Genomic DNA, 17,946 nt, shown 5'->3' with positions numbered 1-17,946 from the left:
GTTTTCGCCTCCGCGGCGCGCCTGGGGAGGATAGATCTTCTTGCATGACACGAGTACAACTGACGGATGAGGATTGGCAGTTCATCGGGCCGTACCTGCCCATCGGCGAGTATGGCCCGTACCCCGGACGGCTGCGGCAACAGTTCGAGGGTGTGATCTGGCGGACAGTGGCGGGAGATGCCGACGCAGTTCGGTGCCTGATCGACCGTTCACGACCGCTTCCGGCAGTGGCGGGGCGCCGGGGTCTTCGCGGCCCTGCTGGAGGGCTTGATCGCGGAGGCCGCAAAGCGGGGTGAGGTGGACCTTTCTCTGGTCAGCATCGACTCCACCGCCGCCCGGGCCCACCACGACGCGGCCGGGACGTCATCACCGAGTACAGCCTCGGATGCAGGGCCGACCCGCTCCAGCAGGTTGAGGCGCTAGGGCCTGTCGTTTGGATCAGCGGGCTGACCAGAGGAAGATGCCGGCGACGTGGAGGCCGGCCAGGTAAATGGTCGCGGTCTTCTCGTAGCGGGTGGCGATCCCTCGCCATTGCTTGAGGCGGTTGATGCACCGCTCGACGGTGTTGCGCTGCCTGTATGCCTCTCGGTCGAAGGCAGGTGGGCGCCCGCCCCGGCTGCCGCGCCTCAGCCGGTGGACGTTCTGGTCGGCCCGGACCGGGATGACGGCCCGGATGCGACGAGAGCGCAGGTGCCGGCGGATCGCGCGGGATGAATACGCCTTGTCCGCCAGGACTACGTCGGGTCTGGTGCGGGGCCTGCCCCGGCGCCGCGGGACACGCAGGCGTGCCATCACCTCGGTGAAGGCCGGCGCGTCGTTGGCCTGTCCGCCGGTCAGGAAGAAGGCCAAGGGGCGGCAGCGACCGTCGGCCGCGAGGTGGATCTTGGTCGTCAGTCCTCCGCGGGACCGGCCGATGGCATGGTCTGCCGGCTCGCCTGCCGGGGCCCCTTTTTGTGGGCCCCGGCGGCATGCTGGTGGGCACGGACGATCGTGGAGTCTACCGAGACCACCCAGTCCAGGTCGTCCTCCTCGTCGGCCTGGGTCATGAGCGCGGTGAACACGCGCTCCCACGTGCCGTCAGCGGCCCACATCCGCAGCCGGTTGTAGACACCCCGCCAGTTGCCGAACTTCTCTGGCAGATACATCCACTGCGTCCCAGTCTGGAACTTGTAGGCGATCGCGTCGATCACGTCGCGGTGATCGCGCCACCGCCCACCCCGCTTCGGCGTCCGATCCGGAAGCAACGGCTCGATCCGCGCCCACTGCGCGTCAGTCAACGGCACAACCGGACCAACGATCAGACGATCGGAAGGGAGCGGCTATGCACCGGCCACGTCACCAGCCGGGCTGGTCGAAGTCCACCAGTCGATCACTAGGGCGGCCATGACGTCTGGCCGCAGGCCCAGAGAGTACAGACCGAAATGATCTTCCAGCTCGTGCCGCAGGAACTTACCGATCGCGGCCTGGTCGGCGCCGGAACGAAGCCGCTGGAGCAGAGGATCGAGCATGCAGTCGTACTCGTCCTGCACTTCGTCAGCGACGCCGATCGGATCCCACTCATTGAGCAGACGCCGCAGGTCGTCCTCGGCGGCGGTGTCCCAGGGTCTCATGGCCCCAGACTGCCACCCACGAACGACCGCCATCACCCGCCCCTGATCCAAACGAAACCGCCTAGATGTATTGATCACGATCATTGTCAACGCCGACCGGGCTTGATCATGGCGAAGACCCTTCCCCGCCGAACGGAAGATCACCATGTCCGAGGAACTGCAGAACGTCCCTGCCCCTGGCGAGGGAGGGCACGGTCACCGGTCGTACCGGTGGGAGCGGCACATCACACACCTGCTCTGAATGAACTCGGCCGCAGCCGCCGGTCACAGCTCGGGCCCGGTCCTCCCAGTGGGAGGGCCCGGCCCGGCGGCTGCGCAGGCGACGTCCCAGCGAGTCTCGCATTCCCCTGAGGCCGCGCCGCCTCATTCAGCGTGGAGAGGCGTCACTCTTCTTGTCGGTTCCGATTGGCTTCGTACTCGAGAGCCGACACTCGTTTGTCACCGACTTTGGGCAGCGCGCTTGTCTCTCGCAGAGCCGGAATATGTTGGTGAGAACTAGGTTCTGTCTCTCCGGTCACGACCGGAGAGACACACCGTCGACGTGGCGTCTGCTCAGTTCTTATGTGCGGTTACCAGAGCGAAGGAGAGGAATTCTCCGCGGTCCGTGGTAAGCATGTCGATAACGGGCTGGTTCGCGCTCTGGCCGTCGGGATGGTGTTCAGCGCCGGCCCGGGCCCACAGCAGCCAGTCCTGCCAGGCGTTCTGCTGCAGCCGCGCGGATGTGACCTTCACCAACTCGGTGATGTCCCACTGGAAGCGCCACCACTCCGCCGTGTGCCAGGCGATCGCTTCCCAGCCGACCACTTTCTTGATGTGGGGCGGGATCATCCCGAGTTCACGGATCTCCCGTGTCATGGCGGGGGTCGCCATGCCCAGCTGTCCCCCGGGCCGGAGGAAGCGCAGCAGGTAGGGCAGGAAGTTGTCCGCCGTACCGAAGTACTCGAAGGCGTCCACGCTGACGATCGCGTCGAAGCTCTGCTCCTCGAACGGCAGGGCGTGCGCCTCCGCTCGCACGGCCTCCACCTGGTCACCGACCCCCGCCTCGGCGAAGACCGCTGCCGCCTGTTCGGGGGCGATCCACAGGTCGGCCGCGACGACCTCGACTCCGTACTCGCGGGCCAGGAACACCGAGGTGGCGCCCTTGCCGGAGCCGAGGTCGAGAACCCGCATGCCCGGGCGCAGGTCGAGATCGTGGGCGAGGTCTTCCAACAGCCACAGCGGGTTCGGCCCCATGTCGAGGTCGAGCAACCAGGCGGGGTCATACCGAGAGGAGCGTGGATAGGGGTCCGGACGTACGAGATCGTTCAATGCAGTCACGAGCATGCACCCAAGCCGATCACATGCCCGGTCGCAACCCGTTTTGGCCCTACTACGTCGGCTCTTGGTCCACATGGGACGGTGCGGGCGGCAGTCGGATATGCCTCCGGTCAGGAGCGTAGCCAGATCAGGAGTGCTGCGGCGGTGACGGTGCCGAGGAAGACGTATCGCTTGTCGTAGCGGGTTGCAACAGCTCTGAACTGCTTCAGCTTGTTGATCGCGCGCTCGACGGTGTTGCGCTTCTTGTAGCGGTCCTTGTCGAGTCCGGGAGGCCGTCGGCCGCGGGATCCTCTGCGCAGGCGGCCGGCTGTCTGGTGCCGCTTCTCCGGGATCACGTGTCGGATACCGCGCTCGCGCAGATAGGTGCGGGTCTGCGGTTGCTGTATGCCTTGTCGGCACCCACACTGTCGGGCCTTCGGCGAGGCCGACCCGGGCCCAGCCGAGGAACACAAATCTTGTCCATGACCGCTTCGAACTGCGTACAGTCGACCCACTGCCCTGGTGTGATGACCAGCGACAGCGGCCGGCGCTTGCCGTCCGCGCTCAGGTGCAGCTTCGTCGTCAGCCCGCCGCGCGAGCGACCGAGAGCCTCGCCTGCCGCACCGCCTCCTCCAAGAACGGCCGCAGATACAAGTGCGCGCGCATGTGAGCTGATCTTTCCGCTGCCCCCCTTTGATGTGGCCGACAGGGTGGCGGCGGTGCCTATGGCGCTCCGGCGGCGTGCAGGTGAGCGCGGATCGAGGTGGAGTCGATGTTGATGTCCCAGTCGATTTCACCCGCCACCTGCCACATCGGTTGTTGCTCTTCGGTAGCAGCGGCTCCGAGACCGCCCACTCGTCGTCGGTCAGATCCCCCCTGCTGAGCATGACCAGAACAACGAGCAACTGATCGAAGAGACACGACCTGGCACCGGTGCGGGATGGGCGAACTCTGTGTCGCCGCGCTGCACGGCTCTTGCTGAAGGGGCCCGTCACATGGGAAGTGAGAACAGCCGTACTGACCCTGAGTGCCACCGGGCGTCGTCGTGCAGAGGCGTCACCATGGTCCGCAGCGGCATGGTCACGAGGCGGCCTTCTGGTTGTTCGACGAGTACGCCCTTGTCGAGCGGGTGCCATCCGAGGCGCTGGTAGAGCGGCACGAGGGGAGGCCGGCAGAAGAGGAGTGAGTGTTGAGGACCCATCGTTCGGGCGTGCTCCAGGGCAGCTGCGACGACGAGGCGAGCGAGGCCCTGACCTTGCATGCCGGGTGAGACGGCCACCCCGCCGACCCCCACCACCTCTGTCTCGGCGTCGCCGATCGCAACAGGCAGTCGCAGCAGGCCGGCGTGTGCCACGAGGCGGCCGTCGTGCCGGATGCCGAAGTGCTCTTCCTTCGGCAGCCAGGTCAAACCGGTCCAGGCGACCCCGAAGGGATCATCGCTGTTGCCGAGGATCTCCTCCTGGTCCGCCTTCGTGTACTGGGCGAGCCGCACCGCAGTCCGTGCGACAGTAGATCGGTTCTCGGACATTCCCACATGATGATCTCTCCGCCCGGCACTGGCCAAGCGAACTCGGTGATCGCTTCTGGCGGCAGCACCCACGGCTCTGGCACGTATCCCGTCGCCGGCCTCCGCGGCGGACCGCCAGAACAGTGCGGTCGCCAGCTTGTAATCCCAGTAGAGGATCAGGCCAACGCGGATGAAACCGATGCCCGCGCCGTTGGTGGGCGTGGAGGCGAGACCGAGTTCGGTGCAATGAACCAGGACCCAGCTTGGTTTCGCTCGGGCTCGCCGGTGCCCGCGTGGACCAGGCCCGAGCCGGTGGAGCGGCGGTGGGGAAGCGGACCGGTGTGGAAGGCGCCGCCGTTGCCAGTGGCGCTGGGCCTCAGTCGATCAGGACGCTCGCGCCCGGGGCCAGCCGGCGGTAGCGGGCCGGGACCCCGGGGCCCCGCTCGCCGAGGAAACCCTCGACCATCGCGGTGCCGACGTCGTTGAGGGCACCGTCGTGCACGGCGTAGGCATGGCGGGGAGCGACCTCGCGCGTGTAGTCGATCAGGTCTCCGACAGCGGACCAGGGAGCGTGCACGGGCAGCAGCAGCGTGCCGACCTCAGTGGCGGGGATGGTCAGGGCGTCGCCAGGATGGAAGATGGTCTCGTCCACCAGGAACCCGATGTTGGGGATGCGCGGGACATCCGGGTGGATGACGGCGTGCCACGTTCCGTGAACTCGGATGTCAAAGCCCGCGACGCTGAAAGCGTCCCCGTCGCCCGTGGCGGTGACCTGCGTGCCGATGCCGACCAGTTGCTTCGCCACGGAGGAGTTGGTCCAGATACGCAGCCCCGGACGCGCCGCGGCCGCCCGCCGCAGCACCTCCTCCGAGAAGTGGTCGAAGTGCTCGTGCGTAACGAGTACTGCGTCTGCGCCTTCCAGCGCCGCGGGGTCGGTCAGACCGCCTGGGTCGATCACCAGGCGGCGCCCGTCCTTCTCAAGCCGCACACACGCATGACCGAACTTGGTGAGTTCCATGACTGCCATGTCCTTCCGCTCCTGCCGACTTATTTGTACAACTGAACTGTACAACTAAGTATTGGAAGTGCGGCTAAGATGGCCTCATGGACGAAGACGCGCTGGCCGAGGAGCTGCGACGGTCGATCGGTGAGCTGGTCCGGGCGGTACGGGCCGTGGACACCATGCCGCCCGGCGAAGCCGCCATCCTCGGACACCTCGACCGCGGCGGCCCCTTGACCACAGCCGACCTCGCCCGGCTGCGCGGCGTCACGCACCAGTCGGCCGCCAAGTCGGTCAAAGACCTCTCCGCCGACGGCCTGGTCCGCAGCGAGCAGCACCCCGCCGACGGCCGCAAGCTCCTGCTGCACCTCACCGACGCCGGCCGCTCCCGCCTCCAGCGGGAACGCACTCGCCGCGCAGGGGCCCTCGGCACCGCCATCCGCGAAACCTTCGACCCGGACGAAAGACGGCAACTCAGCGAGTCAGTCGACCTGCTGTCACGCCTGACGGCCCGCCTGACCGGACACTGACCGCTCGGCGAGCAAGCAGTCGAGCACACGGGACACCTGGTTGCGAAGAGGATCCACGTCCGGCCCTCCTGTCCGAAGTGACGTCGGCCGGCGGGCGCCGATCGCCACCGGGCACCTCTACACCGCCTTCGGCTTCACCGACGTCTTCCTCACCAACCTCCTGGACGGAGTGTGCGCCTGACCGGCCTGAGCGAGTGGTCGGCCGGGGCAGGGGTACGGGATACCGCCGGTCGGCGAGGTCAGCGGGAAGGCCTCAGGCGTCCGCGATCCAGCTGCCGTGGAATCCCAGCGGTACACGGCCGGGCAACTGGACACGGGCCAGTGGGTGACCTCCGAAGTCCTGGGCCGAAAGGACCACCAGGTCGGTCGCACCACGGTCGGGGTCGTTCACGTACGACAGGACGTAGCCGTCGTCCTCGTCCCGCGCCCCACGCCGCGGGACGAACACTGGCTCGCTGACCGCCGCACCCCTGCGGAACGGTGGAACTGCCTGCTGCCCCGCGCCATGTCGTGCTTCACCAGGTAGTCGGTGAACTTCTCGTCCGGGCACGTCCGGTCGACGGTCTCGTACGCGCGCACATCTCGGCCGCGCCGGCGGTGTAGGCGTAGCGGTGTCGTCGCGAGACCAAGGGATTCATTGAGCGTTTTCAGAGTGGCCACCGATGGGATGACAGCGGCGAGGGCGCAACGCACGAGGCACTCGTGCCGTTGAGGGGTGGGTTCGAATTCTCAACTCACCAGCCCAGGTTCCTCGTTGGTCCCCTGTCCTGCCGCACTCGACCTCCCCCATGCGCTGGTCGAGTGGGTCCCCATGCTCATCATCACCCGCGACCAGATCTCCGCCGGCTTCGGCATCTCGGTCGGCACCGCCCACGCCTACACCGCTGCGGTGATCGACCTCCTGGCCACCCGGGCGCCCGGTCCACTCAAGGCCCTGCGCGAGCACGGACCGGAGTACGTCCTGCTGTCCCTGGGGTTGCAACAGCCGCCGGATGCCCATAAACGTGCAGGTCAGGGTGTGATCACTCCCGAAGCGAGGCAGAACCCGGCGTACAGCCCGACTCGTCTGCCGCCACCAGCGGCTTCACCTCAAGAAGGGGCTCTGCGTCGTACCTGTCACCCTCGCCTCGCTCCTGGTGCGGGCGTGACATCCGAAGGCTCTCTCCGGACCGACGGCGTGCTCTCGGGGCTGGTGTACACACAGGTACCGAAGTCGCTCCACCCCGGCTGGAGCTCATCCCAGTCACCCTGGCCGTAGTAGCCGGTGTCGGCTTCGCTCAGGGTCACGCCGCCGTCCTTCTGACGGCCGATGTACTCCGCGTATCCTCCGTCTCCGGCGGACTGGAACACGTGCAGCTCGGCGCGCCCGTCCTGGTCCTCGTCGGTCGCACGCACCGCGGCGACGAAAAACGAGACCTGAACGCGGATGGTGCCGCTCCGGCTGCCACTCAGGTCCCGGGCGAGCGGTCCGTAGCGCACCTCATGCACGAGCAGGTTGGAGCGGGGGCTGTCCCCGATGTCCTCCTGACTGCGGAACAACGCCAGATCGAGATAGCCGTCGCCGTCGAAGTCGCCGAACGTGCCCCTGGTCTCCAGGTCCGACGTCAGCAGGCCACGGGCCTTCTGCCGTACGCCGAGAGCCTCGCCGACACCGACCTCGATACGGTCATCGGCCCGGCTGAAGAGGACGGAACCCTTTCCCGAGCGGTCGGGGTCGTGTATCTCGTCCAGCCGCCCGTCCGCGTCCACGTCGGCGGTCAGGCTGGTGTTGTCGGTGTCGGAGCACACCACAGTCGGTGCGTGATCACCGGGCTCGGGCCCGGAACAGAGGGCGAGCGTCGTGGCGACCGCGGCCAGAGCGGCTCCCGTGCCGATGAGCAGCCGCCTTCGCCCGCGTGTGTACGGTCGTCTCAGCCGGGCGGTGAACACGCTGCCGACACCGCCCTGTTGTGGACTCACGGGTTCCGCCATGGCGGGATTCTAGTGTCCTGTGCCAGAAGTTGATCGTCAGTGAGCGTTTTCAGCGCTGCCTCTCCAGGGTGAGGACGGCCTTGGCGACTGACGTCGTGCGGTTGGGACTGATCCGGGACCTTGGGTGCGGGCCGCGGTCAGGTCGTGGCACCGGCCCGGCAAGGCCGGCGACATCCACAGCACGTGCCCGGCCGGGTCGGTCACGACCTGCATGTCCACGCCGTGGCGGCGGTGCTTGTGCGAGTAGTCGGCCCGGCCGGGGACTGTAAATCGTTCGGTGTAACTCCCGATCATGGAGGATGCATCGATGGCCAGTGAGAACGTGGCCGAGCACGAGGCCGGCGAGGCGGCAGCGGCTGCGCCGCCCAAGGCCGTTGACGACCAGCTGATNGTGGCGTCGGCCGTGGTCCTGATCGGCGGCGCCACCTACGCGATCGTCGGGAGCGACTCCGGCGAGTCGTCCGCGTCCGCCGGTGCGAAGGCTCCGTCCCCACCGGCCGTCTCCGCCCGGGCAAAGGCGGGTGAGGCGCCGGAACCGTCGTTGTCGCCCACCCCGGCGCCGAAGCCGTTCGACCTCGAACCGGCGCTGGCCCCCGTGACCACGCTCTTCGGCGACAACCGGATGTCCGTGGCGATGCTGGACGTCAGCAGTGGTGCCATGGCGACGTACGGACAGGACGCCTTCGACACCGCCAGCATCGTCAAGGTGGACATCCTGGCGACCCTGCTGCTCCAGGCCCAGGACCAGGGGCGGAGGTTGAGCACCGAGGAGCGCGCCCAGGCCGCTGCCATGATCCAGAAGAGCGACAACGACTCCACCAGCGCCCTGTGGACCCGGATAGGCAGTGCCCCCGGGCTCGACGCGGCCAACGAACGGCTCGGCCTGTCCCAGACGCACGGCGGTGAAGGGACCGTCTGGGGCATCACCCAGACCACCGCGGAAGACCAGATACGCCTGCTGCAGTCCGTGTTCGGCGACAAGTCGCCCCTGAGCGAGGCATCGCGTGCCTACATCCAGGACCTGATGCAGCACGTCGTGGGAAGCCAGCCGCACCCGCGCCGAGGCACTCCAGCGCGCCGCCCGCGCCCTGGACGAATTCCAGGTCGAGGGCATGGCCACCGCCATCCCCTTCCACCGCACCGTCGTCCGCGACCCGGCCTTCGCGCCCGAACTCACCGGCTCCACCGACCCCTTCACGGTCCACACCCGCTGGATCGAGACGGAGTTCGTCAACGAGATCAAGCCCTTCACCGCCCCCGCCGACACCGAGGCGGACGAGGAGAGCGGCCGCGAGACCGTCGTCGTCGAGGTCGGCGGCAAGCGCCTGGAGGTCTCCCTCCCCTCCAGCCTGGGCATGTCCCTGGCCCGCACCGGCCTGGCGGCCGGGGCCCGCCCCAAGCGCCGCGCGGCCAAGAAGTCCGGCCCCGCCGCCTCCGGCGACACCCTCGCCTCCCCCATGCAGGGCACCATCGTCAAGATCGCCGTCGAAGAGGACCAGGAAGTCCAGGAGGGCGACCTGATCGTCGTCCTCGAGGCGATGAAGATGGAACAGCCCCTCAACGCCCACAAGTCCGGCACCATCAAGGGCCTGGGCGCCGAGGTCGGCGCCTCCCTCACCTCCGGCGCCGCCATCTGCGAGATCAAGGACTGAGCGAACCGGTGGGTGCACCGAGCGCGCTCGGCGGACGACGACAAGCCCTCCGCCGGGCGCGCGGTTCACAGGAACGCCGTCAGGTCGGCCTCCGTCGGCACGAACGGCTGCTCGGCCCAGATCGTCTTCCCGTGCCCTCCGTAACGGCACCCCCAACGGCTGCTGAGCTGCGCGACCAGGAACAGGCCGCGGCCGCCCTCGTCGGTCCAGCGGGCACGGCGCAGCCGCGGCTGGGTGTTGCTGGGATCGGTGACCTCGCAGACCAGGGCGTTCTCGCGGATCAGCCGCAGTCCGACGGGACCGCCCGCGTAGCGCACGGCGTTGGTGATCAGCTCGCTGACGATCAGTTCCGTGGTGAAGGCGACGTCCTCCAGACCCCAGTCGGCCAGTTGCCGGGTGACCGCCTGGCGTGCGGTGGCCACGGCCGTCGGCTCGGCGTCGAACTCCCAGCACACGGTGTGGTCCGCCGGCACGGCCCGGGTGCGGGCCAGCAGCAGCGCGATGTCGTCGCGGGGCGGGGCGCCGTCGAGTTCGGCCAGCAGGGCGCGGCCTGAAGCGTCGAGTGGGCGACCGGAGCCGCAGGCGGCCGCGAGGCTCTCCCTGAGCCAGCGCCATCCGCCGTCGGCGTCGGCGTCGTCAGCACGATGCTCGACCAGACCGTCGGTGTAGAGGGCCAGGACGCTGCCGGGCTCCAGGTCGACCGTGACGGTCTCGAAGGGCATGTCGCCCACGCCGAGGGGCGCGCCGGGGGCGACGCCGATCACTTCGGTGGTGCCGTCGGGCCGGACCAGGACGGGCGGCGGGTGACCTGCGCCGGCCACGGCACAGCGCCGGGCGACCGGGTCGCAGACGACGTACAGGCAGGTGGCGACCACGGGGCTCGCCGGATCCGCCTCCCGGGTGAGTTGCTGCACCCGGTCGTCCAGGTGGGTGAGCAGTTCCGTCGGGTCCAGTTCCAGGTCGGCCAGGGTGCGGACCGCTGTGCACAGCCGACCCATCGTGGCGGTGGCGTACAGGCCGTGTCCGGTCACGTCCCCGACGACGAGGGCGACCCTGAAGGACGGCAGCGGAATGACGTCGTACCAGTCGCCGCTGATTCCGGCTCCGCTGCCGGTGGGCAGGTACAGGCCCGCGGTCTCCGCCGCGGGTGTGTCGGTCGTGGGGTCCGGGAGCAGGCGTTGCTGGAGGGCGAGGACCGACCGGTGCTCGCGTGTGTAGCGGCGGGCGTTGTCGACGCTCAGGGCGGCCCGGGAGGCGATCTCGGTGAGCAGGTCGGCGTCCTCCGCGTCGAACGGGTCCGGCCGGTCGGTGCGCCAGACGGCCACGGTGCCGAGGACCAGGCCGCGCGCGAGCACGGGCACCCGCATGGCCGAGTGCCCGTGCTCGGGTACGGCCGTGCGGCGCCATCCCGGTTCCCGGAAGAGGGCGAGCACCGCTGCCCGGTCGAGCACGGCGGCCCTGCCGTGCTGGACGTTCCACAGGCCGGCCGTGTTCAGCACCGGCGGGACGGCCCGGCCCGGCTGCAGGAGGGCGCTCGGCCACTCGCCGGTCGCGGAGGCTACGGCGTCCTGCGGCGCAAGCGGGTCCGCCGGGCGGCCGGCCGGGGACGCCGCCGCACCGCCGAACGCCCGGGGGCCGGTGTTGCTCCGCACGACGGTCAGATCGGGTCCGTACAGGGTGACCCCGATCCGGTCCTGTTCGAGCAGGGCGCGCAGGGCGCCCTCGCCGTGCTTCCACGCCGTCGCGTGTTCGGTGGGCACGAAGAACAGGAGCAGCTCGGCGGCGGGTTCCAGTCGCTGCACCCGGAGCGTGACGTCCACCGGACGGCCGTCGCGGTGCCGAAGGAACGTCCGGCCCTCGGCCGGGACACCGGTGTCGTCGGTTCCGGCTCCCGAACCGTCGGTGAGCAGTGCGCGCACCGGACGGCCGCAGACCTCCTCGGCGGTCCGGTCCAGCAGGTCGGCGGCCGCCCGGGACCAGCGCAGCACCGTCCCGCGGTCGTCCAGCACCGCTGTCGCGACGGTCGGGATCGGATACGCCCGTTCCACGTAATCTGCGGGCCCGCGCATCTCACTCTTCGGACTCGGCCCCTGGAACCTCTGTTCTCACGCTACGTCCGGCTCACCGGGACGCGCGTCCTCAGCTCAACTCCGGAAGTGGGATTCTCCGCCCTACCAACTGAGGTATTTTTTATATGATGCGTGATCTAATGCCGCGTGGCTGCCGAGTCACAGAGCTCACTCATCACGAGAGAGGCATCGAGGCCGATGTCAGAGAAGACCACCGAGAAGACCACCGAAGAGATCGCGCGGAACTGGTTGCGCGCCCTGTCCGACGTCGACGTGTTCTACGCGTTCTGCGCGCCGGACTGCCGGGTGTGGCACAGCTCGGACGACAAGTGGATGAGCCTCAAGGGGGCCATCGACGCCGTGCACGGCCGCGGGGGCCTTCCGCCGTTCCGCAACTCCCGTTACACGCTGACGGACAAGGGCTTCATCATGCAGACCTCCACGACCCTCGACGGCACGAACGTGCACATAGTCCAGGTGGCCGTGGTGAAGGACGGCAAGGTCGTCTCGGCGGAGGAGTACATCGGCCCCGAGATGGACATCGCGGTCTAGCCGGCGGGACGTGCCGCACGCGGCTGTGGCCTCACCGCAGCCGCGTGTACCGGTTCACTCCCTGGGCGGCCGACACCGTGGCCGTGCCCCGCAGGACGAGGACGTCGAGGTGGGCCACCGTCTCGTTGACCGCGAGCATCTGGTTGAGGGCGTTGAGGTCGCCGAACGGCACCTCGCGGCGGGTCCAGGCGAGGGACCGGGCGACCGTGAAGGCGTCGTGCGTCCCGTCCCCGAGGACGGCGAGGGTCTTGGCCAGCCGGTCGTCGTGGTGGGCGACCAGTTCGGCGACCCGGGTGTGCGTGCTGTCCGTGACGGGGCCGTGGGCCGGCAGCAGACGGGCGTCGGCGTACCGGGTCACCAGATGCAGTGAGTCCAGGTAGGAGGCCAGCGGCCGGCCGCCGGGTTCGGCCGCCTCGAAACCGATCGACGGCGTGATGCGCGGCAGGACGTGGTCGCCGGAGAACATCAGACCGCGCCGTTCGTCCAGGAAGACGACGTGGCCCCGGGTGTGGCCGGGGGTCGGGATCACCTGGAGCTCGCTGCCGCCGAAGCGCAGGGTCTCCGCGTCCAGCCAGCGGTCCGGGGTCTCCCAGTCCTCCGGGCGGTACAGGTCGGGATACGTCGCCCGGACGTGGTCGGCCAGCTCGTCGGCGCCCGCCTGCCGCAGGATGCGCAGGGAACAGGTCAGTCCGCCGCGCAGCTCGTTGAGCAGCTCCAGGCCGCGGCGTTCCCCGGCACCGAGGTAGACACGGGAGCCGAGCAGCCGGCGCAGTTCGACGGCCTGCGTGTAGTGGTCGCGATGGACGTGGGTGACCAGGATGTGGCTGATGTCGCCGAGGTCGCGGCCGATGGCGGCCAGGCCCTCCTCCAGCGTCTTGCGCGCCTCGGGAATGGCCCAGCCGCCGTCGATCATGACCAGGCCGCCGTCCTCGGCCAGATCCTCCAGCAGATAGACGTTCACGGCGTGCAGACCGTCGTTCGGGAGGGGCAGCGGCACGCGGTGCACTCCGGGCTGAACGGTCTGGACGCCCGGTGTGGCCCAGGAACCCTGGTCGAACCGCTTGGTCATGACTCTCCCTTGCTGGTGTTGCGTGTGGAACGGGCGCGACGCTCGCGGTCAGCCGCGTGGACCGCCCGCGACGTAGAGGACCTGCCCCGTCACGAAGCCCGCACCCTCGCTCGCGAAGAACGAGACCGCGTGGGCGATGTCGTCGGGCTCGCCCACCCTGGGCACGGGAGTGGCGGCCGCTCGCTTCGCCTTGAACTCCTCGAAGGGCACGCCCAGCCGTTCGGCGGTGGCGGCGGTCATCTCCGTGACCACGAAGCCGGGGGCGACCGCGTTGGCCGTGACGCCGAACTTGCCCAGCTCGATGGCGAGGGTCTTGGTGAACCCCTGCAGCCCCGCCTTGGCGGCGGAGTAGTTGACCTGGCCCCGGTTGCCGAGCGCGGAGACGGAGGACAGGTTGACGATGCGGCCCCAGCCTGCCTTGGTCATGTGCGCCTGGGCGGCCTTGGACATCAGGAAGGCTCCGCGCAGGTGCACGCCGATGACCGCGTCCCAGTCGGCCTCGGCCATCTTGAACAGCAGGTTGTCCCGCGTGATGCCCGCGTTGTTCACCAGCACCGCGGGCGGGCCCAGTTCGGCCGCCACCCGCGCGACGGCCAACTCGACGCGTCCGGCGTCGGACACGTCCACGCCGACGGCCAGGGCGCTGCCGCCCTCCTTCCCGATGGCGGCGACGGTGTCGGCGCACGCCGTCTCGTCGAGGTCGAGGACGGCCACGGCGAAGCCGTCGCGGGCCAGCCGCCGGGCGGTGGCCGCGCCGATGCCGCGGGCCGCGCCGGTGACGACGGCGACGCGCTGGGCGGGGGTGGTGGATTCGGACATGCTCGTAACTCCTTGGCAGCGCGGGAAGGGGTGGGGGCGATCAGGTGTAGAGGCGGGTGACCGTCTCCGCGACACAGGCCGGCTTGTCGGCGCCCTCGATCTCGACGGTCACCCTGACGACCACCTGGTGCCCGCCGGGGACCTCGTCGGCCGCGACGACGTCCACCGAGGCCCTGACCTTGGAGCCGACCCTGACCGGGTGCATGAAGCGGACCTTGTTCAGGCCGTAGTTGACAGCCATGGCCACGCCCTCGGTCCGGTAGACCTCCTTGACCAGGCCCGGGATCAGGGAGAGCGTCAGGAAGCCGTGCGCGATCGTGGCGCCGAACGGGCCGGACCCGGCACGCTCGGCGTCGACGTGGATCCACTGGTGGTCGCCGGTCGCGTCGGCGAAGCGATCGATCCGGTCCTGCTCGACGGAGATCCACGCACTGGTTCCGACGTGGGTGCCCACGGCCGCGGCCAGCGCGGCGGGAGAGGGGAAGATCCTGGTCATCGGTCGGTCTGTCGCCTTTCGGTGCGAGCTCACTCGGCGGAGAAGAGGGCGGCCATGCCCTGGCCGCCGCCGATGCACATGGTCTCCAGCGCGTACCGGCCGCCCCGGCGCCGCAGTTCGTGCAGCATCGTGGTCATGATCCGCACGCCAGTCGCCCCGATCGGGTGGCCCAGGGAGATGCCCGAGCCGTTGACGTTGAGGCGGTCGGGGTCGTGCCAGCCCCACTCGGCCAGCACCGCGAGGACCTGCACGGCGAACGCCTCGTTGACTTCGACGAGATCGAGGTCGTCGAAGGACTTGCCCGTGCGGGCGAACAGCTTGGCCACGGCCGGCACCGGACCGATGCCCATGACCGCCGGGTCGCAGCCGGCGGCCGCCCAGCCCTCCAGGAATCCGATGGGTTCGAGCCCCAGCGCCTCCAGCCGGTCCTCGGCGACGACCAGGCACGCGGCGGCGGCGTCGTTCTGCTGGCTCGCGTTCCCGGCCGTGACGGTGCCGCCGGGCACAACGGTGCGCAGTTTGCCGAGGACCTCGGTGGTGGAGTCCGCTCGGACGCCCTCGTCCCGGTCCACGACGACGGGCTCACCCCGCCGCTGCGGCACCGCGACCGGTACCACCTCGTCCTTGAAGACACCCGACTCCCAGGCCGCGGCGGCCTTGAGGTGGCTGGCGACGGCGAACCGGTCGGCCGCCTCGCGGGTGATGCCGTAGCGCTCCGCCAGGTTCTCCGCGGTCTCGACCATGCCGGAGATCTTCCCGAAGCGGTGCTCCGGCTGCGAACGCTCCCGGCCCCGGTCGAGCCGGTCGTACATCTGGACGTTGCCCGCGCGCCGCCCCCAGCGCATCGAGGTGGTGTAGTGCTCGATGTTCGACATGCTTTCCACGCCGCCGGCGACGACGACGTCGCAGGCGCCCGTCTGCACCATCATCGCCGCCGTCACCAGCGCCTGGAGCCCGCCGCCGCACCGGCGGTCGGTCTGGAAACCGGGCACCGCGAGCGGCAGCCCCGCGTGCAGGGCCGCCCAGCGTCCGATGCAGGGCGTCTCGGAGTTGGCGTAGGACTGCGCCATGGCGACGTCGTCGATCCGTTCCGGGTCGATGCCGGTGCGCTCGACCACCGCCTTGATGACCGTGACCGCGAGATCCTCGACCGGTACCGGCCGCAGGGCTCCGCCGAAGGCGCCCACGGGCGTACGCACCGGACTGACGATGGCTGCTCGTCGCATGGCTTCGCGCTCCCTTCTCCAAGAAATACTTAAAATAAAATATCTGATCTCGGTTTCGAGGGCAAGGCACGCACGAGCGGGCGGGCGGACGGACGGACGGCGTCAGTGCACCGCCGCGAACATCAACGCCTCCTCGTCGGCCTCCTCGGGATCGAACTCCGCGGCGATGGATCCCTGCTTCGCGACCAGGATCCGGTCGGAGAGCGCACGGATCTCCGGCAGGTACGACGAGATGACCACCACCGCGACGCCCTCGTCGGCGAGCGCCCGGATCATCGCGTGGATCTCGACGATCGTTCCCAGGTCCACTCCACGGGTCGGTTCGTCGATGATCGCCACCAGCGGCTTCCTGGTGAGTCCCTTGGCGAGGACGACCTTCTGCTGGTTGCCTCCGCTGAGCTCCACGAGCTTCGCCCGATCCGGTCGCAGGGTCCGCACCTGGAACCGCTCGACGAAGCGGCGTCGCACATCCCGGACGCCTTGACCTCCAGGACGACGCCGTCGGGTCCCGGCACCGGGTCGTCGAACTCCGCGGTCTCCAGTTCGCGGTTCCCGCGGAACACGACTCCTCGCATGATGTCTCCTTCGTGCCCGTGCCCGGGCTGTCGGTCCGGCGGGTCAGGACTGGCGCGACAGGGTGTCCGCGAGCGAGGCGGGCAGCCCGTACGACTTGAGCTCGACGTACGCGTCGAAGCCCTCCAGTCCCGCCTCCCGGCCTATGCCGCTGCACTTGAAGCCGCCGATCGGGGCGTGGAAACCGACCCCGTTGCCGTTGAGTTCGACGGTCCCGGTGCGGATGCGGCGGGCGACGGCCAGGGCGTGCTCGGGGTCCGCGGTGAACACCGAGCCGTTGAGGCCGTAGTCCGAGTCGTTGGCGACGGCCACGGCCTCGTCCTCGCCGTCGAAGGCGAGAACGGTGAGGACCGGCCCGAAGATCTCCTCCTGTGCGATCCGCATGGAGGGCTCGACGTCGGTGAAGACCGTCGGCTCGACGAACCACCCGCGGTCGAACCCGGCGGGGCGGCCACCGCCCACGAGGACCTTGGCCCCCTCCTGCCGGCCCACTTCGATGTATCCCTCCACGCGCTCGCGCTGGGCCGCGCTGACCACCGGACCGACATGGGTGGCGGGATCGGCGGGATCGCCGACGCTCAGCGAGGTGACCATCTCGCTCATGCGGTCGAGGAGTTCGGCCTGCCGGGAGCGCGCCACGACGATCCTCGTCTTGTTGCTGCACGCCTGCCCGTTGTTGCGCAGCGACAGCGCCTGGATCGACGGGACGACGACGTCGAGGTCCGCGTCGTCGAGGACCACGGCGGCGGACTTGCCGCCGAGTTCCAGCGTCACCCGCCGCAGGTCCTGGCCGCACAGCGCGGCGATGCGCCGGCCGGCCGCGGTGGATCCCGTGAAGGACACCTTGTCCACGTCCCGGTGGGTGACGAGGTACTCGCTCACCTCCCGGTCCGCCGGAACGATGTTGACCACGCCGTCGGGCAGTCCGGTGTCCTTGAGCAGGTCGGCGAAGAGATAGCTGTCGAGGGTGGCCTCCGGGGACGGCTTGAGCACGACCGTGCAGCCGGCCAGGAGGGCCGGAACCGCCTTGAGCATGGTCACCAGCAGGGGGGCGTTCCAGGGCACCACGGCGGCCACCACACCGACCGGTTCGCGGGTCACCAGCCCGTTGCCCGTGTCGGACCGCCGCACCGTGCTCCACTCGTAGCGCGGGGCGAGGTCGAGGAAACTGTCGAGCAGCAGCTGGGCGCCGGTCGTCTGCATCGTGTGCGACAGCGAGATCGGACAGCCCATCTCCTGCGAGATGAGGGTCGCCATCTCGTCGTGCCGCTCCGCCAGGGCCGCCGCGAGCCGCCGCAGGACCGTCATCCGCTCGGTGAGCGGCATCCTGGGCCAGGGTCCGTGGTCGAAGGCCTCACGCGCGGCCGCCACGGCCCGGTCGACGTCCGGCCGGGAACCGGCGGGGACGCGGGCCAGGACCTCTTCCGTGAACGGCGACACCACGTCGAGGGTGTCGTCCGCGGCGGCGTCGACCCATGTGCCGCCGATGTAGAGCTGTGAATAGTTTCCTTGCCGGACCATGAGTGCTCCTCACACTGTCGTCGACGGGGAAGGTACGGCCGGCGTGAGGCAGGTC

General features: G+C 69.4%; 17 protein-coding genes and 7 pseudogenes. 7 read left to right on the top strand and 17 right to left on the bottom strand.

The window, feature by feature from the left end; genetic code table 11:
* Positions 1–44: 44 nt before the first annotated feature.
* Positions 45–360 (top strand): annotated as a pseudogene (locus ABS735_RS17560) (transposase); the annotation flags it as partial.
* Between the two features lie 78 nt (positions 361–438).
* Here the strand turns inward: ABS735_RS17560 and ABS735_RS17555 are convergent.
* The 6 genes and pseudogenes from ABS735_RS17555 to ABS735_RS17530 form a co-directional block, all read right to left on the bottom strand.
* A protein-coding gene (locus tag ABS735_RS17555) for an IS5 family transposase (RefSeq protein ID WP_373905212.1) occupies positions 439–1,283 on the bottom strand; the annotation gives its coding sequence in 2 pieces (ribosomal slippage) (positions 439–927 and positions 930–1,283; 843 coding nt in all).
* Positions 1,284–1,319: 36 nt separating this feature from the next.
* On the bottom strand, positions 1,320–1,610 hold the full coding sequence (locus tag ABS735_RS17550) for a hypothetical protein (protein WP_373905213.1): 291 nt from the start codon (positions 1,608–1,610) through the stop codon (positions 1,320–1,322).
* Positions 1,611–2,162: 552 nt separating this feature from the next.
* Complete coding sequence (locus ABS735_RS17545; protein ID WP_373905214.1) at positions 2,163–2,858, bottom strand: SAM-dependent methyltransferase; 696 nt, start codon at positions 2,856–2,858, stop codon at positions 2,163–2,165.
* 179 nt (positions 2,859–3,037) lie between these two features.
* Positions 3,038–3,793: pseudogene (locus ABS735_RS17540) on the bottom strand (IS5 family transposase).
* A gap of 104 nt (positions 3,794–3,897) precedes the next feature.
* Positions 3,898–4,434 (bottom strand): GNAT family N-acetyltransferase, encoded by a 537-nt coding sequence (locus tag ABS735_RS17535; RefSeq protein WP_373905215.1) that lies wholly within the window; start codon positions 4,432–4,434, stop codon positions 3,898–3,900.
* A 355-nt stretch (positions 4,435–4,789) separates the two neighbouring features.
* Positions 4,790–5,431 (bottom strand): MBL fold metallo-hydrolase, encoded by a 642-nt coding sequence (locus ABS735_RS17530; protein WP_373906187.1) that lies wholly within the window; start codon positions 5,429–5,431, stop codon positions 4,790–4,792.
* Between the two features lie 86 nt (positions 5,432–5,517).
* Here ABS735_RS17530 and ABS735_RS17525 point away from each other — a divergent pair, with 86 nt between their 5' ends.
* Together ABS735_RS17525 and ABS735_RS17520 are read left to right on the top strand one after the other, a co-directional pair.
* On the top strand, positions 5,518–5,943 hold the full coding sequence (locus ABS735_RS17525; protein ID WP_373905216.1) for a MarR family winged helix-turn-helix transcriptional regulator: 426 nt from the start codon (positions 5,518–5,520) through the stop codon (positions 5,941–5,943).
* A gap of 40 nt (positions 5,944–5,983) precedes the next feature.
* Positions 5,984–6,124 (top strand): hypothetical protein, encoded by a 141-nt coding sequence (locus ABS735_RS17520; protein ID WP_373905217.1) that lies wholly within the window; start codon positions 5,984–5,986, stop codon positions 6,122–6,124.
* Positions 6,125–6,196: 72 nt separating this feature from the next.
* Here the strand turns inward: ABS735_RS17520 and ABS735_RS17515 are convergent.
* A pseudogene (locus tag ABS735_RS17515) lies at positions 6,197–6,572 on the bottom strand (carotenoid oxygenase family protein); the annotation flags it as partial.
* A gap of 125 nt (positions 6,573–6,697) precedes the next feature.
* Between ABS735_RS17515 and ABS735_RS17510 the strand changes: the two are divergent.
* Positions 6,698–6,910: pseudogene (locus tag ABS735_RS17510) on the top strand (transposase family protein); the annotation flags it as partial.
* A gap of 149 nt (positions 6,911–7,059) precedes the next feature.
* On the opposite strand, the gene ABS735_RS17505 reads toward ABS735_RS17510, so the two are convergent.
* The 3 genes and pseudogenes from ABS735_RS17505 to ABS735_RS17495 all read right to left on the bottom strand — a co-directional run bounded on the left by ABS735_RS17505 (position 7,060) and on the right by ABS735_RS17495 (position 8,733).
* The gene (locus tag ABS735_RS17505) at positions 7,060–7,914 is read right to left on the bottom strand and encodes a hypothetical protein (protein WP_373905218.1); all 855 of its coding nucleotides are present in this window, start codon (positions 7,912–7,914) and stop codon (positions 7,060–7,062) included.
* A gap of 123 nt (positions 7,915–8,037) precedes the next feature.
* Positions 8,038–8,169 (bottom strand): annotated as a pseudogene (locus ABS735_RS17500) (transposase family protein); the annotation flags it as partial.
* Positions 8,170–8,340: 171 nt separating this feature from the next.
* Positions 8,341–8,733 (bottom strand): hypothetical protein, encoded by a 393-nt coding sequence (locus ABS735_RS17495; RefSeq protein WP_476755837.1) that lies wholly within the window; start codon positions 8,731–8,733, stop codon positions 8,341–8,343.
* On the opposite strand from ABS735_RS17495, the pseudogene ABS735_RS17490 reads away from it, so the two are divergent.
* Together ABS735_RS17490 and ABS735_RS17485 are read left to right on the top strand one after the other, a co-directional pair.
* Positions 8,705–8,893 (top strand): annotated as a pseudogene (locus ABS735_RS17490) (serine hydrolase); the annotation flags it as partial. The gene ABS735_RS17495 and the pseudogene ABS735_RS17490 sit on opposite strands and share 29 nt — an antisense overlap.
* A gap of 73 nt (positions 8,894–8,966) precedes the next feature.
* Positions 8,967–9,566, top strand: a pseudogene (locus tag ABS735_RS17485) (biotin/lipoyl-containing protein); the annotation flags it as partial.
* A 65-nt stretch (positions 9,567–9,631) separates the two neighbouring features.
* Here ABS735_RS17485 and ABS735_RS17480 read toward each other — a convergent pair.
* Positions 9,632–11,635 (bottom strand): ATP-binding SpoIIE family protein phosphatase, encoded by a 2,004-nt coding sequence (locus ABS735_RS17480; RefSeq protein ID WP_373905243.1) that lies wholly within the window; start codon positions 11,633–11,635, stop codon positions 9,632–9,634.
* A gap of 198 nt (positions 11,636–11,833) precedes the next feature.
* Between ABS735_RS17480 and ABS735_RS17475 the strand changes: the two genes are divergently transcribed.
* The gene (locus ABS735_RS17475; protein WP_373905244.1) at positions 11,834–12,187 is read left to right on the top strand and encodes a hypothetical protein; all 354 of its coding nucleotides are present in this window, start codon (positions 11,834–11,836) and stop codon (positions 12,185–12,187) included.
* 31 nt (positions 12,188–12,218) lie between these two features.
* Here the strand turns inward: ABS735_RS17475 and ABS735_RS17470 are convergent, their stop codons facing one another.
* From ABS735_RS17470 to ABS735_RS17445, 6 genes are all read right to left on the bottom strand, one after another.
* The gene (locus ABS735_RS17470; protein ID WP_373905245.1) at positions 12,219–13,256 is read right to left on the bottom strand and encodes an MBL fold metallo-hydrolase; all 1,038 of its coding nucleotides are present in this window, start codon (positions 13,254–13,256) and stop codon (positions 12,219–12,221) included.
* 48 nt (positions 13,257–13,304) lie between these two features.
* On the bottom strand, positions 13,305–14,075 hold the full coding sequence (gene fabG / locus ABS735_RS17465) for a 3-oxoacyl-ACP reductase FabG (RefSeq protein ID WP_373905246.1): 771 nt from the start codon (positions 14,073–14,075) through the stop codon (positions 13,305–13,307).
* Between the two features lie 40 nt (positions 14,076–14,115).
* Positions 14,116–14,571 carry a MaoC family dehydratase gene (locus tag ABS735_RS17460; protein WP_373905247.1) on the bottom strand — a complete coding sequence of 152 codons (456 nt, stop codon included), beginning with the start codon at positions 14,569–14,571 and terminating at the stop codon, positions 14,116–14,118.
* Between the two features lie 29 nt (positions 14,572–14,600).
* The gene (locus ABS735_RS17455) at positions 14,601–15,797 is read right to left on the bottom strand and encodes an acetyl-CoA C-acetyltransferase (protein WP_373905248.1); all 1,197 of its coding nucleotides are present in this window, start codon (positions 15,795–15,797) and stop codon (positions 14,601–14,603) included.
* A gap of 102 nt (positions 15,798–15,899) precedes the next feature.
* Positions 15,900–16,265 (bottom strand): ATP-binding cassette domain-containing protein, encoded by a 366-nt coding sequence (locus ABS735_RS17450; RefSeq protein WP_373905249.1) that lies wholly within the window; start codon positions 16,263–16,265, stop codon positions 15,900–15,902.
* Positions 16,266–16,415: 150 nt separating this feature from the next.
* The gene (locus ABS735_RS17445; RefSeq protein ID WP_373905250.1) at positions 16,416–17,891 is read right to left on the bottom strand and encodes an aldehyde dehydrogenase; all 1,476 of its coding nucleotides are present in this window, start codon (positions 17,889–17,891) and stop codon (positions 16,416–16,418) included.
* Between the last annotated feature and the right edge of the window lie 55 nt (positions 17,892–17,946).

The sequence above is a fragment of the Streptomyces sp. MMCC 100 genome (genome assembly GCF_041538145.2).
Classification (GTDB): Bacteria; Actinomycetota; Actinomycetes; order Streptomycetales; family Streptomycetaceae; genus Streptomyces.
The sequence above is the reverse complement of the archived record's forward strand: the minus strand, read 5'-3'. Positions and strand labels throughout refer to the sequence as shown.